The 15,888-nt window shown below is 36.8% G+C and carries 12 protein-coding genes; all 12 read right to left on the reverse strand.

All coding sequences use genetic code 11. The annotated features are described in order from the left end of the window. Positions 1 to 21: 21 nt before the first annotated feature. The 12 genes from B050_RS0112735 to B050_RS0112805 all read right to left on the reverse strand — a co-directional run bounded on the left by B050_RS0112735 (position 22) and on the right by B050_RS0112805 (position 15,887). A complete protein-coding gene (locus B050_RS0112735) occupies positions 22 to 585 on the reverse strand; it encodes a WcaF family extracellular polysaccharide biosynthesis acetyltransferase (RefSeq protein ID WP_018474312.1) in 564 nt (187 codons plus the stop codon). A gap of 108 nt (positions 586 to 693) precedes the next feature. After that, positions 694 to 1,209, reverse strand: coding sequence for an acyltransferase (locus B050_RS23770; protein ID WP_018474313.1), 516 nt, complete (start codon positions 1,207 to 1,209; stop codon positions 694 to 696). Beyond that, a complete protein-coding gene (locus tag B050_RS22430) occupies positions 1,187 to 2,281 on the reverse strand; it encodes a glycosyltransferase (protein WP_018474314.1) in 1,095 nt (364 codons plus the stop codon). The genes B050_RS23770 and B050_RS22430 overlap by 23 nt, the downstream gene beginning before the upstream one ends. A gap of 37 nt (positions 2,282 to 2,318) precedes the next feature. After that, complete coding sequence (locus B050_RS0112750) at positions 2,319 to 3,389, reverse strand: O-antigen ligase family protein (protein WP_157492779.1); 1,071 nt, start codon at positions 3,387 to 3,389, stop codon at positions 2,319 to 2,321. Positions 3,390 to 3,564: 175 nt separating this feature from the next. Continuing rightward, entirely contained in the window at positions 3,565 to 4,743 is a 1,179-nt protein-coding gene (locus B050_RS0112760; RefSeq protein WP_018474317.1) for a glycosyltransferase, read from the reverse strand. After that, positions 4,736 to 5,890, reverse strand: a complete 1,155-nt coding sequence (locus tag B050_RS22435) for a glycosyltransferase family protein (RefSeq protein WP_018474318.1) — start codon at positions 5,888 to 5,890, stop codon at positions 4,736 to 4,738. The genes B050_RS0112760 and B050_RS22435 overlap by 8 nt, the downstream gene beginning before the upstream one ends. Further along, positions 5,887 to 7,041 (reverse strand): polysaccharide pyruvyl transferase family protein, encoded by a 1,155-nt coding sequence (locus tag B050_RS0112770; RefSeq protein ID WP_018474319.1) that lies wholly within the window; start codon positions 7,039 to 7,041, stop codon positions 5,887 to 5,889. Before B050_RS0112770 ends, B050_RS22435 begins: the two co-directional genes overlap by 4 nt. Then, positions 7,042 to 8,091, reverse strand: a complete 1,050-nt coding sequence (locus B050_RS0112775; protein WP_018474320.1) for a nitroreductase family protein — start codon at positions 8,089 to 8,091, stop codon at positions 7,042 to 7,044. A 3-nt stretch (positions 8,092 to 8,094) separates the two neighbouring features. Next, positions 8,095 to 9,519 carry a lipopolysaccharide biosynthesis protein gene (locus B050_RS0112780; protein ID WP_018474321.1) on the reverse strand — a complete coding sequence of 475 codons (1,425 nt, stop codon included), beginning with the start codon at positions 9,517 to 9,519 and terminating at the stop codon, positions 8,095 to 8,097. 74 nt (positions 9,520 to 9,593) lie between these two features. After that, positions 9,594 to 10,754, reverse strand: coding sequence for a GDP-mannose 4,6-dehydratase (gene gmd / locus B050_RS0112785; protein ID WP_018474322.1), 1,161 nt, complete (start codon positions 10,752 to 10,754; stop codon positions 9,594 to 9,596). 198 nt (positions 10,755 to 10,952) lie between these two features. Next, the gene (locus tag B050_RS0112790) at positions 10,953 to 11,906 is read right to left on the reverse strand and encodes a GDP-L-fucose synthase family protein (protein ID WP_018474323.1); all 954 of its coding nucleotides are present in this window, start codon (positions 11,904 to 11,906) and stop codon (positions 10,953 to 10,955) included. A 1,566-nt stretch (positions 11,907 to 13,472) separates the two neighbouring features. Then, the gene (locus tag B050_RS0112805; RefSeq protein ID WP_018474326.1) at positions 13,473 to 15,887 is read right to left on the reverse strand and encodes a GumC family protein; all 2,415 of its coding nucleotides are present in this window, start codon (positions 15,885 to 15,887) and stop codon (positions 13,473 to 13,475) included. Between the last annotated feature and the right edge of the window lies 1 nt (position 15,888).

Consider the following 15,888-nt stretch of genomic DNA (forward strand, 5'->3'; position numbering starts at 1 on the left):
AATAGTATTCTAGTATTACTTTTAATTATAGGCAAGCTGATTACTTGAATGACGCTCTCTCACTATTTTTGCTGGGTTACCTTGATAAATAGTATTAGGATCAAGTGAACTCGTAGCAACAGAACCAACCGTTAAAATCGCATGAGAATGAATTGTAACTCCAGGGCATACAATCGACTTGGCACCGATCCAAGCCCCTTCCTGGATATTAATCTCCCCCAGCATTAAATCAAAAGTGTCTTTTTTGTAATTATGGTTGCCACATAATAGCATGGCTTGCTGAGAAATACATACGTGATCATCTATATTTACTTGAGCCAAGTTATCAATCCAAACTTTCTCTCCTATCCAAACATGATTTCCTATTGTCAGGAACCAAGGATATTTAATATTTACGTGTGGCTTGAAAATCACCCCAGTACCCACAGATGAACCAAACCACTTCAATAATTTAGCTTTAAAACTATTGGGATAAGGAAAACTAGTATTAAAAAAAAGGCGATTGATTAAATACCATACGATCAATTTCACCTTATTTCCTGGCTTATAGGCTGTATTAGAATATAGGTCTAAACGAGTTTTCATCAGTTAATCTAAATAAACAAAATCAGGCTTATCACCTTTACCAAGTACCCAAGAGTATAATTCTACAAAACATTTACTACCATCCCTTTTAACATGGGTAAATATATGCTATAAAGCCTTACATAAATCATCAAAACCAAATTTCTTAGTGTGTTGATCGTCCAAAATCACCTTTTTATGAGTATCTTGCTCTTCTACAGTAGTAAATCTAGATTTTATTTTCTTAGCTGGAACACCTCCATAAACTGAATAAGGCTCAACATCTTTTGTCACAACCGCCCCCATTGCAATAATGGCTCCATCACCTATAGTAACCCCCGTTACTATTTTTACAAAAGCACCAACCCATACATCCTTTCCTATTCGTGTTGATTTTAATTCAGCCCTACCTGAAAAAATTATAGGAATCCCTGCTCTTTGGTATAAATGATCACCGCCAATAATGGATACATTGTTCGCTAACATGCTAAAATCGCCAATTTCAACCTTCGGATAAATTATGCTATCGTTTCCAATAAAACTATACCTTCCCGAAACCAAATCTTTTGAAAGAGATACATTCGATCCAAAATATGCTGTATTATGAACATATTTTAGCCCCTTAATTTTTCTCAAAATGGACATCCGCACATTTCGGTAAGTCCTCCTTAGGAATTGTTTCATTATATAATAGTGATTTAAGAATTTTGACTTGGAAATCAGGATTGTAAATCCTATCCATAATATTATAACATCTCTCCCTAACTACAAATCGATTCTCATTGTCATCTATCCAATTCAAAATTACGTTTGTCAAATCTTCAATATTGTCCTTTTGGAAAAAGTCTCCTGTAATACCTGATTCGATTGCCTCAAATTCAGGCATTTGGTTTTTATAATCATTATGGGTTATTACTGGCGTTCCATACATAAGAGAATGCATAGCGGTTAATCCGACATTTCCAGGTGAAACACATATATCAGCATTATAAATCAGTTGGGCATTTAACTCCTCATTATAAGATTCCCCATAAAACCATACTTGATCATTTAACCCCTTCTCCTCCACCAGCGTTTGCAAGCTGTGTTCCTCGACACCGGTGCCCACTATCACAAGGTTAAGATTTCTTTCAAACGCCTTTTTGCAATTAGAAATTAATTCTATCAATTGATCCAATCGTTTAACTTTAGTCAATCTTCCGATAAATAGAATGACTTTATTATTATTACCAAAACGATCCTCAAACAATGGGGATGAATTCAGGCTTTGCCGAATTGAAAACTGCTTATTATAATCAAGGGAATTATAAATGACATGCAATTTTTTGGGCTCAAACCCCTCTTTAATCATTAATTCTTTGGCATGGTTCCCATAGAGTAAAATACCATCAGCCAAATTAAAAAAGAGCTTTTTTACCACCTTTTTTAAAGAAGATTCATTTCCATACCAACCATGAGTCCAGAAATAAATTTTCTTATTCTGCAATTTACGTAGGATGGTAAATACCCAAGTGCTTAAGCAGTAATACTCACCCAAAAGTATATAATGTGAATATTTATTATCAATAGATAAAATACCTTTTTGCCAATATATCGGCGGAGCAATTGGGATATTTATCAATTCTCCTTTAAAATTCCTTAGTTCATTATAATCTAACTTTACAATATCATCAGAGGCATTACCAAAATAGAAGTCAGAATCAAGTTCCAATTCCATTTTTTTGAAAACACCCAATCTATAATGTTGAGCAAAATTATATACTAGACAAAGATTCATTCTTTCCATCAAATAAATGTATAATTAATGCCAATGAAACCCAAAAACCCACATTTAAATACAAGCTACCTGTAGTTATCCCAAATATAACATTAACTAAAAAAACTATTTTCAAGAAGTCATCTTGTAATCTAAAATTGAAAATCAATGATTTTAGAAATGGTATAAAGAAAAAAAATCCGCCTAAAACTCCAGTTGACAATAAAACTTCCAAATAAATATTATGTGGATAATAATTATCGTAATCATTCAAAATTTTATCTCCAATAAATGGATTATTTAAAAATTGTTCCCATGAACTATTCCATTCATGAGGCCTGGCCTCATTTTTAAAATTATTTCCTGATTGATCACTGTCGAATAGGGTACTAATCCTATCAATACTCTCGATATTCAAATCATAAGAATAACTTGAAAAGATAAAGCCTATAAAAATAAATGCGGCTCCATAAGACAAAAAAATTGCTTTTTTATTTAAAATTCTAATATTATTTATTATTAGAAAAAACACTATTAGCAAGGCCCCTAACAGTGGACCTCTAGCTGCTCCTATTAAAAGATTAGATGCACCCAATAAAAAAGGAATAGTATATCTAACATAATCTTTTCTTTTTAAAAACTCATTAAGGGATATTAATAGTAAAATTGCTCCATAGAAAGAAATTAATATAGTATTTAAAACTAACTCACTAGATCCATCACCTTCTGTAATAGATACTCTATCAGATAGCATCGATAAAGATAATCCTCCAAACTGAATATAAATCCCTATTATTATCAACACATTAGAGAATAATAATGTGAAAAAAAAGAGCTTTTTAAAAAGTTCAATATTTAACTTCCATCCATTGTTTGCAATAAGCAAAAATGGAATCAAGCAATTTCCAATAGCATATCCAAATATGTGAAATGACCCAAAGGGACCTACAGAAATATTTTCATATAATAAATCATGAAATAATCTAAAAAAATATATAACCCAGAATACTACAAATAATTTATAATAGCCACAGGTTTTAAAATTTCTTAGATTTGAAATCCCAGCCAAAACTATCAGAATTAAACACAAAAAACGATATAAAATATTTATTATTGAAGAAGGTAAATTCAGTATTATTGATAAACATGCACTAATGGGATATCCCACTAATAACAGTACTATTGCAAAATGGAATAAAGTGGTAGAAGTGTTAATCCTAATAGAATTAATATAGATTCCCATACTATTTGGCACATTTACCACCTAAAAGTAATTTAGAAAATGACTCTGTATTAGGATATGTTAAATCACCAATATTTTTAGAATGATTCATTTTTGAAAAAAAATTTGTAATACAGTTTGTAAGGTCTTTATATGTGATAGATTCCACTGGAACCGAAATCCCGTATTTATTTCCAATTTCAAAAAGTAAACTTCTATTAGGAACGATTATTGGCTTTTTGGCCTTGGCAGCATGCCCGATGATTCCACTGCTCCCTTCCGTAAATTTATATGGGGTTAAAACCATATCACATTGATCAAATAAGCTTTTCATCTTATTGTTAGATACAAAATCCTCCTCCCAAATTACTTGAAGTGAAGGTGAAGATTCCGTTTCATCGAGCTTATTGCTAAATTCATTTCGTTCCTGTTCATTAGAAAACTTCCCTACAAATAAAAATGTAAATCCATAAGAACTGGCCTTTCTTAAATGTTCTACCGTTTCCAAGATTTCATAGGTCCCTTTTCTACTTCCTAATGATCCTATATGTAATAAAATTTTATTGGAAGACGGAATGGAATAATGGCTCCTAATATCAAAGTCTTTTAATGGAACTAGATCAGGTATAGGATCATCCAGAAGTTTAAAAGCCTTGGTATTAAACCTGCTATTAAAATAGTCAACCGATTCCTGATCATTTAACACATATATCGATTGCAATCCTCTACTTCCTACCAACCATTTCATGGTAAGTTCCTTCCTAAAATATTTTAGTTTTTGAAGCATGGTAGTTTTGGTCATGCGATAATACTGAAAAAATAAAATTCCACTTACAGTATAAGCTCTTTTCCTAAAAGGCAGTGCTATTTGTAAAGTATTAAGATATAATAAGATAGCATGATCAATTTTAAATTCCCTAGCATAATGCTCAAGCATTTTATGCTCCAGAAACGACCTGCGAATTAAGCCCTTCCCTGCTAATTCCTGATCCTGACCTGTTGATAAATACTCGAAATGAAGATGTGTTTTTAGGTTTGCCACTTTAATTAATCCTGGCAGCTTTTCCTCAATAGATGGATGCACTATAAAGTAATATTCATCTCCTGAAGTATCTTCTAAAAGATATGAAATGATATGGTCTAAGTATTCAGAATGATGCCCCGTAATTTGAGGATCAAAAACTAAAATTCGTTTACCCACGATTCAAGAATTTATTCAAAGTTCTAAAATAAATTGTATAGGCCATTTCTTTGATTGCAAATACTTTTCGAGCCTGATATAGAAACCTACCAAAAGATACTTTTGTAAAATCTGCTTTTATCTCACCTCTCTTCGAAAGACAGTAAACATCCCCTTCGATATCCATCTCCAGATTATACTCATAAGGGATTAGCTTATTAGAATATGATTTTATAGGATTGTTTGAAGGTTTGCAGGAAAAAACATAATCAGCCCTCATGTTCTCTGCTTTCTTTGTTCCAAATAAGTCAAATTCAATAGTAACTGATTCACCAATTTCTTTTATATAATATTGTTTATTTCGAGGTTGAAAAAAACTGTCATAATATAGTTCATCATTGGGGAAATTAGTAAATGCTAATGGATAATTGCCATGACTTTTACCTACCAGAGAGACATTATTATTACGGGAATCAGCAGTATGATGGGTTCCTAATCCATCCATCATTGAGGTATAGGATTGGTAAGGAAAAGCAAAGTATTTATTTTGATCAGCTAAATAAGCTATGAAATATTTTTTCCAGGAGTTTTTCCAACCTTTTACTTGGCTTGGAATATTTATACCTTCAAAATCTGAGAAATCTTTATACCAGTCCATGAACCCAGTCCACTGCTCATGGCTCCAAGCTTGCCCCCAAGATGAAGCCCATTGCATAAAATAAGTGTTTGTCCCACTTTGTTTTGGATAAAATCTGTACCAGCCTAATTCCTCAAATTCGTAAGCATACAAAGAAAGTCCGGCTATATCTGTCTTATTATCATAAAACTTGATCCCTTGAACGGCATAATTATAGAATTGAGGCGATACGATAAGGTCATCTTCTAATAAAATAATACTGCCATATTCTTTGGTTAAATGTCCACATTCTAATATATGTTTTTCCAAACCTAAGTTAGAAGTATGCTGAACCACTTTTTTAATCCCATACTCCCATTCAAATGATTTAGCAATCTCAATTACTTCTGCATTTGATTCAGTATCTGTATGATCAATTGAAACGATTAAAGGGATATTATCGCTCGAATATTCTGCCAGACTTAGGGAATTAAGTAACCTTGATAATGACTTAGGCCTATTAAATCCTACGACGACGATTGCACTTGTCATTTAGAAACCTCACTTATTTGCCAAATTTTACCCCACATATCTTCAATTTTTTGAGATTGATGCTTTTTATAATGAAGTAAACTTTTCTTAGAGCTTTGAACTAAAGACAGTTCTTGCTTTATTCTTTTAGAAATCTCCTCTTTGGGAAGATCCATATTCAATACGCCATCAGTTATGCCGTACTCTAAAAATAGCATCTCATATTTATGATTCCAGCTGGTAGATAAACAAGGAATTCCTTGACTAAGTGCACTTGCCACTCCATGAAATCTAGATGAAATTGTAAACTTAGAACTTCCTATCACACCTTTAGTTTCAAGAGCGTTCTGCCCATTAACAATTTCAAATTTATTACCGAATTTTGAATTCAATTTATTACATAACTCTAAATCTCCCTTGCCTTCATGATTCAAGAAGAACGGTTCTTCTCCTTCTGCTATCAGAATATTGATAATATTTAACAAAAACTCTTCATAAGAATTACCATTAGATTTATGATGAGTATTCATTTTTTTATTTGGAATAATGCACACTTTATTATTAAATCGGCTATACTCCTGTTTTACAATCCCATCAGTAATGCAAGTAAAATCCGGATAGCACCACACCTTTTTAGGATCCACACCTAAGTTGAGCAAATATTTTTTAGACTTTTCCTCGCGAGCAATTATCACATCACAATAGTCAATTATTATTTTTGCTTGAGCGCGACCATTATCTGTATTAAATGGTCCTAATGCTTGGGGAAGTAAGATTATTTTTGCGCCCTTCTCTTTATGTGCTTTATAGTAATTTTTCCAATTATCTAATTTCTTGGAGGAGTAAACCCATTGATCGGAGAACTGAAAACCTCCTGCATCAAGAATTAAATCAATACCATTTTGAGGATAAAAATTTGAAAAATATGTCCCTTTATATCCTAATCTAAAAAGAATGGCATTGAATATTTTACCATACTTACTAGCTGGTCTCTTTATTACTCCAACTTCCTTTTCAATATTAGGCCTATCCGAAAAAGGAACATTAGTATTATAGACAATTTTTATTTCAGATGATCTTTTCTTGATCTGCTGTACCACTGACCATAACATGAGCTCCGCACCTTTATTCAAGGTGTTAGCTCCGTCGACTTTAATAACTTTTACATTCACTTAATTATACTTTCTAAATTTTTCTAAAGGTCTTTTTTCGGAATACGCCACCAATCCATCGGGATCTGGATAGCCAAGTGCTAAGCACATAATTGGACGCTGTGTTTTTGGTAAACCTAAGTATTGCTCCATTTTAATTTCTAATTCTTCAATATCTGGCCAATTGATTGGACAAGATGATAATCCTAAAGTTTCAAGTGCTAACATAAAATTCATATTAGCTAATGACGCATCTATATAAATCAAATGTCTATCCCGTTCATCAAAATAAGCATCCAAATTACCTATCACCACTACCATTACAGGTATTCCATGTTCATAACCTTTAACCCCCATTGGAGTAGATCTAACTTTCTCGAGAAGGTCTGGATCATCTATAATGCGGTACTCAAATGGCTGTCTATTACAAGCACTTGGAGCTTGACCAGCTGCAAGTAAAGCTTTGTCAATCAAATCTCTCGGAACACTCTTATTCAAAAACCACCTTACAGATCTCCTGTGTCTAGTTAATCCAAAAAAGTTTTCATAGGAAACTTGAGAGTTCTTATCCAATATTCTACTGTATGGGATTGACTTTAGCTCCTGGGCATGATGCGATGTTCCCTCAACCTTATCTAGGAATTTTTCTTGATACCCCTTTACTTTGCTATGGTTACCACAATGAACAAAATACTCAGACAACACATCATGGAACCATTTAAACTGAGCATCTTTTTGAAACTTTTCACCATCCCAAATATTACAAAAAGCTTCAACAGTTTCTTTTATATAGTCTAAAGCAAATACCTCACGTCTAGGTCTCATTAATAAACCCTTTTCTATTCTATGGGTATTTCTAATTAATGTGTAAATGTTTGCTTTTTCTTTTTTAAGGTGCCTTAAATGATCTACTTTTCCTTTTAGAACGGCATGTTGCTCTCTTCGAAATTTGTTGGAAAACAATGAGTAATAGAAACTACTTAATAGGGGGTTTTTAACAAAAAGGAAAGGAAGACGATTATCCTTAAACCCCTTATACATCAAATAACTATTCTTAAAAACTTTGGTCATAATCTAAGCGAAATGTTTAGTTAAGGAAAAAAGAATAGATTTTTCTGAATAAATTATTCCTCCAAAACATAAAGTAAAATACAAAGGTATTTTTAATAGTGTAGAAAACTCTGGCAAATATAGGTTTGAACAAAAAACTATCGCCATGCTTCCCAATACTATAAAAATTGTAGAAAACACAGCTCTAAAAACGTCATGAATTGAAACATCAATATATTTTCTTAATGTTGCTAAGCCTAAAATTACCAATGCAATTTTATTGAATAACACTGCTGACGCTGCTCCTATAATACCAAAATAATATACCCCAATTAATAGCGATGGTAAAAAAACCAAAACGGAGGTAAATAGAATAATTTTCATTTCAATTTTTGGATGCCCAATTCCCCTCAAAATTGAGGCAAAGGAGTTTACAGTGATATGAACCATAGTGGCTAATGCGAGAATTTGCAATGGAATTATTGCTTCCCCCCATTCTGGACCAAAAAAATTGACAACATCTGTTGCAAAAACAATTAAAAATCCTAAATACGGAAAAATCACCATGGCATTAAGCTTAATGATTTTCAGAAAATATCCTTTAATTACTTCTTTTTTATCTTGAACATTTCCAAATACAGGAAACATTACTTTATTTAAAACCGCACTTATGGTCTGTCTTATTTGCTCTGTAAGAGAAAAAGCTAAAGTATAATATCCAAGTTTAGTCGCTCCAAACACTTTCCCAATTACAAGATTATCCACATTATACATAATCATTGAGAGGATTTGAGTGGTTGAGCTAAATGCTCCAAACCCAAAAATATTATTAAAATATTCTTTTTTCCATTCCCATTTAGGCTTCCATCCTACATTTAAATATAGTAGGGGGAGCGATATTACAGGAGCTAATGCCATATTTAGAACCAATGCCCATACTCCTCCTCCAAAAAATGCTAAAATCAGAGCAAGTAATCCAGCTATAATAGCTGAAATATTAGAGATTTTCGCTAAACTTTTGAAATTTAATTTTCTAGTTAGAATCACGGTATGTATGAGACCTAACGGCCTAAATAGTATACTTAAACTGAGTACAGGTATTAAGTAAATTAATTTAGGTTCACTATAAAAATAAGATGCAAACGGTCCTATCACAAGTGCCATTATTAAAAACACCACCCAACCCCACATAATACCAGTCCAAAAAGCGGTAGAATACATAGGGACTACCTCATTTTCATTCTTCTTCTGTATTAAAGCGGCTGACATTCCCAGTTCACCAGCAGCCCCCGCTATTACAATAAATATTGAACACATGCCTATTAGGCCAAATTGCTCAGGTAAAAGTAGTTTAATAAGGATAAATTTAATTCCAAACCTAAAAGCTATATCTATAATAGTTTGTAATGTGGCCCATTTTATCCCAGAAAAAATCTTTTTAGAATCCATTTTAAAATATGTAAATAGTCACAATTTTACAAAAATATGTAAATATTGTGACTATTAAGTATTCCAGATCTCCCCTACTCTGCTTGAATCAAAATTTTGTGGCCGCCTTCTTTGAGGTATAGGTCACGGAGGAAGAGGGCTACGTCGGACTGCATCATATCATAGACTAGGTCATTGAGGTCATAGTCCGGTGTCCAGCCTAGTTTTTCTCTAGCTTTGGTGGCGTCACCGATTAGCAGGTCCACTTCTGTAGGACGGAAATAGGCCGGATCCACATGGATGAGTGGCTTACCGATCATCTCCAGTTGCTGGGTATTAGGCACCTGGCCGGTTGCTTGAATGTATTTTTCCTGGTCGATACCATCGAGAATACCAAGCTCATATACTCCTTCACCTTCAAATCGCAGGTCAAAGCCTACATAGCTAAAGGCCATGCGAACAAATTCCCTTACGGTGGTGGTCACGCCGGTGGCGATAACCCAGTCTTCAGCTTCATCAGCCTGGAGGATCATCCACATCATCCGCACATAATCTTTGGCATGTCCCCAGTCTCTTTTGGAGTCCAGGTTACCCAGATACAGGCAGTCCTGCAGTCCCAAGGCGATTTTTGATGCTGCTCTGGTGATCTTACGGGTCACGAAGGTTTCGCCACGGAGTGGAGATTCGTGATTGAAGAGGATGCCATTACAGGCAAAAATATTGTATGCCTCACGATAATTTACTGTAATCCAATAGGCGTACATTTTCGCTACGGCATAGGGAGAGCGAGGGTAGAAAGGCGTGGTTTCGGTCTGTGGCACAGCCTGCACCAACCCATATAGCTCAGAGGTGGACGCTTGGTACACCCTTGTTTTCTTTTCCAGTCCCAGGAATCGGATGGCTTCCAATATCCTCAGGGTACCGATACCATCGGCATTGGCGGTATATTCCGGCGTGTCAAATGACACTTTCACATGAGACATAGCAGCGAGATTATAGATCTCATCGGGCTGTGTCTCCTGGATGATACGAGTCAGGTTCATGGAGTCCGTCATATCCCCAAAATGCAGGATGAGCTGCGGATCCTGGGTATGAGGATCTTCATAGAGATGATCGATCCGGTCGGTGTTGAAAAGTGAAGACCGACGTTTAATGCCATGCACCTTATAGCCCTTTTCGAGCAGTAGTTCGGCCAAATAAGCTCCATCCTGACCAGTGATGCCAGTGATGAGCGCTACTTTTTGCTTATCGTTCATAGGTATAGAGTTTGGTGTGTGGGATAATGAAAAAAAGTGCCCGGCAAAATTGGTGTGTCGCCCACCGGGCATTTTCAAGTATTTATTAGGGTCTAGGTCTATCGACCGGGATAAGTATTCGTGGTTGGGAATAGATATGGCTCCGTAGCATAAAAAACACAAGGAGACCGTACTAAAAAAGGGAGCTGTTCTCCCTGATCAGAGTTTTACCTCTTTGATCTGATGGGCGTTGTTCAGAAACCACTGATAGGTCTGCTGAATACCCGATTCGAGGTCAATTTTGGCTTTCCAGCCAGCAGATTTCATTTTAGAAACGTCCATTAATTTTCGTGGTGTACCATCAGGCTTGGAGGCATCCCAGGAGATCTCTCCCTTATGGCCTACTTCCTGCTGGATGATCTCCGCGAGCATTCGGATGCTAAGGTCCTCGCCGGTACCTACATTATAGAGGTGCTCGGGAAGGTTATTTTCCATGGCGAATACTACGCCATCAGCCATATCATCTACATGCAAAAACTCACGCAATGGGCTTCCGGATCCCCAAAGTTTTACGGGGATATCGCCTTGCTTTTTGGCATCATGAAACTTCCGGATCATGGCTGGCAGCACATGGGAAGTTTCCAGGTCAAAATTATCAAAGGGACCATAAAGATTGGTCGGCATTAAACTTATAAAATCTCTTCCAAACTGTTTTTTTATCGCTTCGCAGGCTTTCACGCCGGCGATTTTGGCGATAGCATACCATTCATTGGTCGGCTCCAGAGCGGCAGTGAGCAGACAATCTTCCTTCAGCGGCTGTGGGGCCTTACGAGGATAGATGCAGGAAGAACCCAGGAAGATAAACTTGCTGACCTCATGTCTCAGGGAGGCATCGATCAGGTTGTTCTGAATCTGCATATTTTCCATCAGAAACTGATAGGGATAGTTATTATTGGCGAGTATCCCCCCTACGCGGGCGGCGGCATCAATAACGATTTCGGGCTGTTCCTCCCGAAAGAAGGCTTCTACGGCGGACTGGTCTCTAAGATCCAGTTCAGCACTTTTGCGACCTATGAGATTTTGGTAACCCTTGCTCTCTAAGGCGCGCCAGATAGCTGCTCCCACCATTCCTCGGTGGCCGGCAATATAGATTTTGGAAGAGGTTGATATCATATAGAAAAGCGGTCTAATCTAAAAAAATGCTTCGGGAATCCCCAACATTCGTTATCCACCTAAAAAAACGCTTTTTGCTGGGGACTCCGAAGCACTAAACAAAACAGACACTATTATAAATAGCCAATAATTGAATGCAAAGCATGATTTCTGATACTTAAATCTACAAATCATTATAAAAGAAGGAAATGACCTCCCTAAAGAATACAGCTTCGCCACGTAAGTCCCATTTTTGCTGTTTTCTTAAAAATTCTGGAGGGGAAACTTTCAGGAAAAGATGAGACAGATGAAAATATTAATTCACGTATTAAATACTATTATCCTCCAACAAAAAACAGATAGAAGAGTTAATTACTCTCAGATCCTTATACAAATATGCTCTTTTTATTATTAAAAAACGTATTTTAAAATGGTCAAAATGCTTTTCACACAAAAAATACCCCATATTGGGTATTTTAACAAATATTTATTCCGACCCCTTGTTTTGAAATGAAATTTTCTTATTGAAAGGTACAAATGACACATTATGAAGGCTAAAAAACATAGATAGCCATATATTATAATTTATTAGTAATAAATTACAAATGGAAAGGAATTCAAAATTTGCCATTTCGGAATAAATTGTGGCAAAAAGAACCTTATACAATGAAAAAATGGCAAATCTGAGCTTATACCCAACTATAAAATGCCTCACTAAAAGTCTTATAATTCTATGAAATAATTTTTTTTTTATATAAATAAGCATAATATCTATAAATCATCAATATAAAATCAATTTTACGTTAGTTTAGTACCTACCAATATTTCGTTTCATTATAAATAATACAATTTATTGTTTTAATACCATTAATTAATATATGTATATATAAATAATACAATACACTACAATAATTATATTTTAACCATTTCTATTTGCGCTATAATACATAATAGATAAATCCTATATTTTATTGATTTAAAACAAATAGCGAATATTTTCAAATCTCCAGTATTTCGGTCTTCAATTCGATAAAAAAGCATCAAATCCTGGTTAAAGCCCTGCTAAAATGAGTGATTTTGGGGAGGATAGTCAAAGTCCTCCTCCTCCAAGCCTACTTAATAATGGTAAAAATCACCATTCTATAAGAAAGTCAAAAAAGATCCCCTCCTAAGCCAAAGAATGCTGGAGCCAGAGCAGTTGGAATTGCCAAATGCCAAGGATAAAAAGTCAGGGCTTATAGGATGGTTTGTCAGCTCTCCCACCCAGCTTCACCTGAAAGGAAGGAGAAATCAATGGGTACTGGCAGAATGAGTTTATAATTGGAAAGCTTCTTTGACTTGAATGGATCGCAGAAGATCCATCATCTCATTCTGTAAGATCAAGAACCCTCTTTAGGCGCAGGGGCTCAGTGAAATGATGAGGTTTATTATATGCCACCCAGCCATTAGTGAGAGGGGTATCAGACCCCACCCAGCCTCACCAGCAGCGAAGAAGAAAAAACACCTTACCATACCCTTGTAAAACCACAAAGCCCTCCACCGCTATTATGCGATGGAGGGCTTTTATATTAGGCCTTATATGATTTTTTATGAGCGTTGGAAAATCCGCTTCCACCAAGGCTGTTCTACATCGTCATGGTAGCCGTAGCCATAGCCGTAACCGTAATTATACCCGTGATGATTGATATGTATATCATTGAGCAGGCCATATAACTTCTTCACTCCTCCTTTTTCGCTTAGCTCATTGAGGAGCTCCACACTATCTCTGCGTGAGAACTGCTGCCTGAAGACGAACATGCTTATATCTGCAAATCGGAATAGCTCCTTGGTCTCTGATACCAAGCCTACCGGTGGGCAATCCAACACCACCACATCATATTCCTCCTTGATTTCCGCCATGATTTCCTGAAATTTATCCTGGAGTAATATCTCTGCGGGGTTGGGTGGTATGGGTCCTGATAGCAATACATCAAGGTTTTCGCTACCACTGTTTTTTACCATTTCCCGCCAGCTGCGATCGGAACTCAGACAGGTACTCACGCCCTTATCATTGCTCAAGCCAAAATCCTCAGATATCTTAGGCTTCCTTAAATCCAAACCCATCAGTAGGGTTTTCTTACCCGTCAAAGCAAAGGCTGAGGCGGTATTAACAGAGCAGAAAGTCTTCCCCTCTCCAGAAATAGTGGAAGTGAATAGGATCACCATCTTGGACTTATTTGGGCTCAGATAGGTCATATCGGCCCGAAGACTCCTGAAAGATTCAGTAACGGGCGACTTCGGCTTATTAAGTACGGGGGTATTCTCACCATACTTGGCTCTTCCCACCTTGGCCACCACCGGCACCTTAGACAGCTTCTCCAGCTCTTTGACATCCTCAATATTGACATTGAAGAAGTCTCTGATATAAATAAAACCTACCGGAATGAATAAGCCTAATAATAATCCGAGCAGGTAATTCACCTTGGATTTTGGTGCTACAGGAAGGCTTCCGGCCTTCGCCATATCCAGCACCGTATTCTTGGGCGCATTAGAGGCCCGGGTGATTTCTGCCTCTGCCCTTTTCTGTAGCAGGTACACGTAGATATTCTCGTTGATATTAAATTTCCTCTGTATGCCTAATAGCCTACGCTCCGTTTCTGGAAGGGTATTGATCTGCTTTTCTATCTGGTAAATATTTCCTTTGATCTCTCCTACCAGCGACTGGGTATTACGGATGGCCGAACTGACATTTTCTCTCAGCGCACTTTTAGTATTGGTGATTTTATTGGTCACCTCCCGGATGATTGGGGTTTGGTCAGAGTAATTGGCTGCCAGACGCACCTTTTCTGCCTGCAACTCACCCAGATTCAGCACTAGAGAGTTAAGCATAGGGTCACTTATCCCTACCACTGAGGGCACCACCAGGTCCTGGTTGGCATTATTATCCAGGTAATTAAGTAGGGTTTGGTAATAATTCAAATTGATCTCCGTCTGGGATTTTTCCGTTTCCAGCTCTTGCATCCTTTGAAAAATCTGAGTTCCCTCCTCGCTTAGGTTAAACACCTTGTTTTGAGTTCTATATTGCTCAAGGCGATCTTCGAAGAAGGTGAGGGAATCAGTAATTCCGCTCAGTTGATTCTCAATGAAGTTTACCGTATTGTCAGAAGTTCTGTTTTTCTCATTCAGCTCTCTTTGGAGGTACACCTCCATGAGCTTGTTCAGGTAGTCCTCCCCTAATCGGCGCACAGGAGTCTCCAGCTTGAGACTTAGAATAGAGGCTTCCTTATTGATAGGAGAAACAGACAGGTCTTCCTTATATCGCTTGGCCAGGGAAGGAGTGTCCTGTAGTTGGAAGTAGAATTTCTCCTTTTCCTCAGAGCTCAGGTCATTGACTTTAAATTTATAATTATTGCCTTCCACCCACTGTCCAAATTTAAATTCCTTTTCCTCAAAGTCGAGGGTTTGCACCAGGGTTTTATAGAAGGCATCGGCGGGGTTAAACACCTGAAAGCGATCATTTTCGATCTCCAGCATGAAGGTATTTGCGGAGGTTTTGATGGCTTTGAACATCCCTCCGACCATTTGGGGATGCTTCCAGTCCACCTCTACGAGCATGGTTTGACCGCCATAGGTCCGCAGGGGGCCTAGCAATCCTTCAGAATAAGCCTGTACATTGAGGTTTAGCTGGGACACTGCTTCCTCTGCGAGGGAATAGGATTTCAGAATACCGATTTCATTTTCAATATTATTATTAGCTTTTACCAGCCCGGTATTTTCAAACAGGTCGAGGCCTGGGCCTGCACTTTCATCCTTGACCAATACGGTGGACTCCACCGACCAAACGGGGGTGCTGTATCGATTGACTAAAAAAGCGATGATTAATCCTAAAGCGGTAAATGCCAGGATCCATGGCCAATGTCTCAGGTACTTCACCAACACCGATCTGAAATCAAAACTAGCGTCCTGATTAAACTGAAAAACGGGTGGTGGGGCAGGTTGGTTATTCGAATGCTGAGTATTCATG

This window comes from Echinicola pacifica DSM 19836 (assembly GCF_000373245.1).
GTDB lineage: Bacteria > Bacteroidota > Bacteroidia > Cytophagales > Cyclobacteriaceae > Echinicola > Echinicola pacifica.

Excerpts from the sequence above, each read along its gene's own strand:
- B050_RS0112735 (WP_018474312.1), bottom strand. The coding sequence starts at position 585 with ATGAAAACTCGTTTAGACCTATATTCTAATACAGCCTATAAGCCAGGA.
- B050_RS22435 (WP_018474318.1), bottom strand. The coding sequence starts at position 5,890 with ATGACAAGTGCAATCGTCGTCGTAGGATTTAATAGGCCTAAGTCATTA.
- B050_RS0112805 (WP_018474326.1), bottom strand. The coding sequence starts at position 15,887 with ATGAATACTCAGCATTCGAATAACCAACCTGCCCCACCACCCGTTTTT.
- B050_RS0112780 (WP_018474321.1), bottom strand. The coding sequence starts at position 9,519 with ATGGATTCTAAAAAGATTTTTTCTGGGATAAAATGGGCCACATTACAA.
- gmd (WP_018474322.1), bottom strand. The coding sequence starts at position 10,754 with ATGAACGATAAGCAAAAAGTAGCGCTCATCACTGGCATCACTGGTCAG.
- B050_RS0112775 (WP_018474320.1), bottom strand. The coding sequence starts at position 8,091 with ATGACCAAAGTTTTTAAGAATAGTTATTTGATGTATAAGGGGTTTAAG.
- B050_RS0112790 (WP_018474323.1), bottom strand. The coding sequence starts at position 11,906 with ATGATATCAACCTCTTCCAAAATCTATATTGCCGGCCACCGAGGAATG.
- B050_RS23770 (WP_018474313.1), bottom strand. The coding sequence starts at position 1,209 with ATGTCCATTTTGAGAAAAATTAAGGGGCTAAAATATGTTCATAATACA.
- B050_RS22430 (WP_018474314.1), bottom strand. The coding sequence starts at position 2,281 with ATGGAATTGGAACTTGATTCTGACTTCTATTTTGGTAATGCCTCTGAT.